The sequence below is a fragment of the Avibacterium endocarditidis genome (assembly GCF_002921145.1).
In the GTDB taxonomy this organism is placed as follows: domain Bacteria; phylum Pseudomonadota; class Gammaproteobacteria; order Enterobacterales; family Pasteurellaceae; genus Avibacterium; species Avibacterium endocarditidis.
The window spans coordinates 1-3,735 of record NZ_PQVI01000017.1 but is presented as its reverse complement, the minus strand read 5'-3'; the positions used below and the strand labels follow the sequence as shown (position 1 = coordinate 3,735).

4 protein-coding genes are annotated in these 3,735 nt (G+C 41.5%); all 4 read right to left on the bottom strand.

Going from position 1 to position 3,735, the window contains the following annotated elements:
• Positions 1-68 precede the first annotated feature (68 nt).
• A complete protein-coding gene (gene fusA / locus C3Z13_RS02045; RefSeq protein WP_103854847.1) occupies positions 69-2,171 on the bottom strand; it encodes an elongation factor G in 2,103 nt (700 codons plus the stop codon).
• 105 nt (positions 2,172-2,276) lie between these two features.
• A complete protein-coding gene (gene rpsG / locus C3Z13_RS02040; protein WP_103853509.1) occupies positions 2,277-2,747 on the bottom strand; it encodes a 30S ribosomal protein S7 in 471 nt (156 codons plus the stop codon).
• A gap of 127 nt (positions 2,748-2,874) precedes the next feature.
• On the bottom strand, positions 2,875-3,249 hold the full coding sequence (gene rpsL, locus C3Z13_RS02035; protein WP_013745731.1) for a 30S ribosomal protein S12: 375 nt from the start codon (positions 3,247-3,249) through the stop codon (positions 2,875-2,877).
• A gap of 157 nt (positions 3,250-3,406) precedes the next feature.
• Positions 3,407-3,718 (bottom strand): DsrH/TusB family sulfur relay protein, encoded by a 312-nt coding sequence (locus tag C3Z13_RS02030; RefSeq protein ID WP_103854848.1) that lies wholly within the window; start codon positions 3,716-3,718, stop codon positions 3,407-3,409.
• Positions 3,719-3,735: the final 17 nt, after the last annotated feature.

Sequence of the window (3,735 nt, the reverse complement as noted above, 5' to 3'; positions counted from 1 at the left end):
ACATTTTTGATGTTTCCTTTAAGTAAAGTTCCGTAGCACATTGCTGTACTACGGAGTTTAATTTTCAATTATTTTTTACGTGCTTCAATAACTGCTGCTGCAACACTTGCAGGTGCTTCAGCATATTTCAATGGTTCCATTGAGTATGATGCACGACCTTGAGTTTGTGAGCGAAGATCTGTTGCATAACCAAACATTTCAGAAAGTGGAACTTCTGCATTGATTTTAACAACAAATTCGCTTGCTTCTTGGCCATTTACCATAGCGCGACGACGGCTTAAATCACCAATTACATCACCCACATACTCTGGTGGAGTTTCAACTTCCACTTTCATAATTGGCTCAAGTAATACTGGGTTTGCTTTGCTAAACGCTGCTTTAAATGCTAATGATGCAGCAAGTTTAAATGCTAACTCAGATGAGTCCACATCGTGGTATGAACCGAAGTGTAAACGAACACCGATATCAACCACTGGATAACCCGCTAATGGACCAGATTTAAGTTGCTCTTGGATACCTTTATCAACCGCAGGGATATATTCGCCAGGAATTACACCACCTTTGATTTCGTTGATAAATTCGTAACCTGGACCTTCTGGATCTAATGGATACAAGTCGATAACAACGTGACCATATTGACCGCGACCACCAGATTGTTTTGCATGTTTACCTTCAACATCGTTCACACGAGTACGGATAGTTTCACGGTAAGATACTTGTGGTTTACCGATATTCGCTTCCACTTTAAACTCACGTTTCATACGGTCAACGATAATGTCTAAGTGTAACTCACCCATACCTGAAATGATGGTTTCACCTGATTCTTCATCAGTGTGAACACGGAATGAAGGGTCTTCTTGTGCAAGACGACCTAATGCCAAGCCCATTTTCTCTTGGTCTGCTTTGGTTTTTGGTTCTACCGCAACAGAGATTACTGGCTCAGGGAATTCCATACGCTCAAGAATGATTGGTGCATCAACTGCACATAATGTATCACCTGTACCAACATCTTTTAAGCCGATTGCCGCTGCGATGTCGCCCGCACGAACTTCTTTGATCTCTTCACGTTTGTTTGCGTGCATTTGAACGATACGACCAAAACGCTCACGTTTATCTTTTACAGAGTTCAATACTGTCGCACCAGACTCAACCACACCAGAATATACACGGAAGAAGGTTAAGTTACCTACGAATGGGTCAGTTGCAATTTTGAATGCAAGTGCTGCAAATGGTTCATTATCATCTGCGTGACGCTCACCTTCAGTTTCATCAGGGTTGATCCCTTTGATTGAAGCGATGTCTGTTGGTGCTGGTAAGTAGTCGATTACCGCATCAAGCATTGCTTGAACACCTTTGTTTTTGAACGCTGAGCCACAAGTTACAAGAATGATTTCAGTATCTAACGCACGTTGACGTAACGCACCTTTGATTTCTTCTTCAGTAAGCTCTTCACCGCCTAGGTATTTTTCCATTAACTCTTCTGAAGCCTCTGCTGCTGCTTCAACAAGGTTTTGGTGCCATTCTTCACATAATTCAACCATATCTGCAGGAATATCATCATAGGTAAATGTCATACCTTGATCCGCTTCATTCCAGTTGATTGCTTTCATTTTGATTAAGTCAACCACACCTTTGAAGTTTTCTTCTGCACCGATTGGAAGTTGTAAAGGAACAGCATTACCACCTAAGCGAGTTTTGATTTGCTCAACAACGCGTAGGAAGTTTGCACCAGTACGGTCCATTTTGTTTACGAACGCGATACGAGGTACTTTATATTTGTTTGCTTGACGCCATACAGTTTCAGACTGAGGTTGAACCCCACCTACTGCACAGTAAACCATTACCGCACCATCAAGAACACGCATTGAACGTTCTACTTCGATAGTAAAGTCAACGTGTCCCGGAGTATCGATAACGTTGATACGGTGTTGTGGATATTGCTGAGACATACCAGACCAGAAAGCCGTTGTTGCCGCAGAAGTAATGGTAATACCACGCTCTTGTTCTTGTTCCATCCAGTCCATGGTAGCTGCACCATCATGCACCTCACCAATTTTGTGACTAACACCTGTATAGAATAGAATACGCTCTGTGGTTGTTGTTTTACCAGCATCAATGTGAGCACTAATACCGATATTACGATAGCGCTCAATAGGAGTTACACGAGCCATTATTATTTCCTTGTTTGGAATTCAATAAATTAAAATTTTAAATATGGATAAGGCTTCACCGCATAGCAAAATGTGATGAAGCCTAAAAATCGTTTGATTAACTGATTACCAACGGTAATGAGCAAACGCTTTGTTAGCTTCAGCCATACGGTGAACGTCTTCACGTTTTTTCACTGCTGCACCTTTGTTTTCTGATGCATCAGATAATTCATTTGCTAAACGTAAAGCCATTGATTTATCACCACGTTTACGTGCTGCTTCAACGATCCAACGCATACCTAATGCGTTACGACGAGCTGGGCGCACTTCAACTGGCACTTGATAAGTAGAACCACCAACACGGCGAGATTTAACCTCAACGGTTGGACGTACGTTTTCTAGTGCGATTTCAAATGCTTCTAAAGCTTCTTTACCTGTACGTTGAGCTAAAGTTTCTAACGCACCATAAACGATTGATTCTGCGATAGATTTTTTACCATCTACCATTAATACATTAATAAATTTCGCAAGTAATTCTGATCCGAACTTTGGATCTGGAAGAATTTTGCGTGGTTCAATACGACGACGACGTGGCATTGCAATTTCTCCGTTTTTTAATCTTCAGGATTATCCAAAACTCTTTGTGTAAGAGATCTTACGTTTACTGGAGTTTATGATAATTATTTAATTTAATTAGCGTTTGGCCTTACTTAACGGAGAACCATTAAGCTTTAGGACGTTTAACGCCGTATTTAGAACGACCTTGTTTACGATCTTTAACGCCGGCACAGTCTAATGCACCACGCACAGTGTGATAACGCACACCCGGTAAATCTTTAACACGACCGCCACGGATAAGCACAACGCTGTGCTCTTGAAGGTTATGACCTTCACCGCCGATATAAGAAGTTACTTCGTAACCATTTGTTAAACGAATACGGCACACTTTACGTAATGCTGAGTTCGGTTTTTTAGGTGTAGTTGTGTACACGCGAGTACACACGCCACGTTTCTGCGGGCAAGCCTCTAATGCAGGAACGTTGCTTTTTACAACCTTTTTCACACGCGGTTTGCGTACTAATTGGTTGATAGTTGCCATTAAAAAAGCTCCAGTTTAATAGTTGTTATTCATAAAAGAATGTTTACTTTTTGTTCTATCTTAGAATAGATAGACGTCGAATTTTAATCTTGGACACTAAGAATGTCAAGTCATAGAACAGGCAAAGGACAAAGTCTTTGTCTGATTATTAATTTGCTTACAACCCCACCTGCGGGAAATACCGCTCGGTCAGTGCCACAAAATCTTGCAGAGAAATCAACCGCACTTTGCTTTCATTATTTTCATCGCAATTAACAAAGTGCGGTGCGATTTCTTGTAGATTTCTGGCGTAGATGTCGTTCTCTAGCGCATAGCAAGGCGCGGTGAGTTGGGTGAAAAGTTCTTGGTGTTTGAAGGGAAGTAGCACGCCGTCTTGCCATAGCACAAGGCAATCTTGTTCAGTAAAATGGGCAAAATAGCGAGTGAGGGTTTGGCTGTCGTAATCAGCTTTGGCGAAGGTGTAAAGCATCATCATTTCCTGCAAAA

Excerpts from the sequence above, each read along its gene's own strand:
- fusA (WP_103854847.1), bottom strand. The coding sequence starts at position 2,171 with ATGGCTCGTGTAACTCCTATTGAGCGCTATCGTAATATCGGTATTAGT.
- rpsG (WP_103853509.1), bottom strand. The coding sequence starts at position 2,747 with ATGCCACGTCGTCGTCGTATTGAACCACGCAAAATTCTTCCAGATCCA.
- rpsL (WP_013745731.1), bottom strand. The coding sequence starts at position 3,249 with ATGGCAACTATCAACCAATTAGTACGCAAACCGCGTGTGAAAAAGGTT.
- C3Z13_RS02030 (WP_103854848.1), bottom strand. The coding sequence starts at position 3,718 with ATGCTTTACACCTTCGCCAAAGCTGATTACGACAGCCAAACCCTCACT.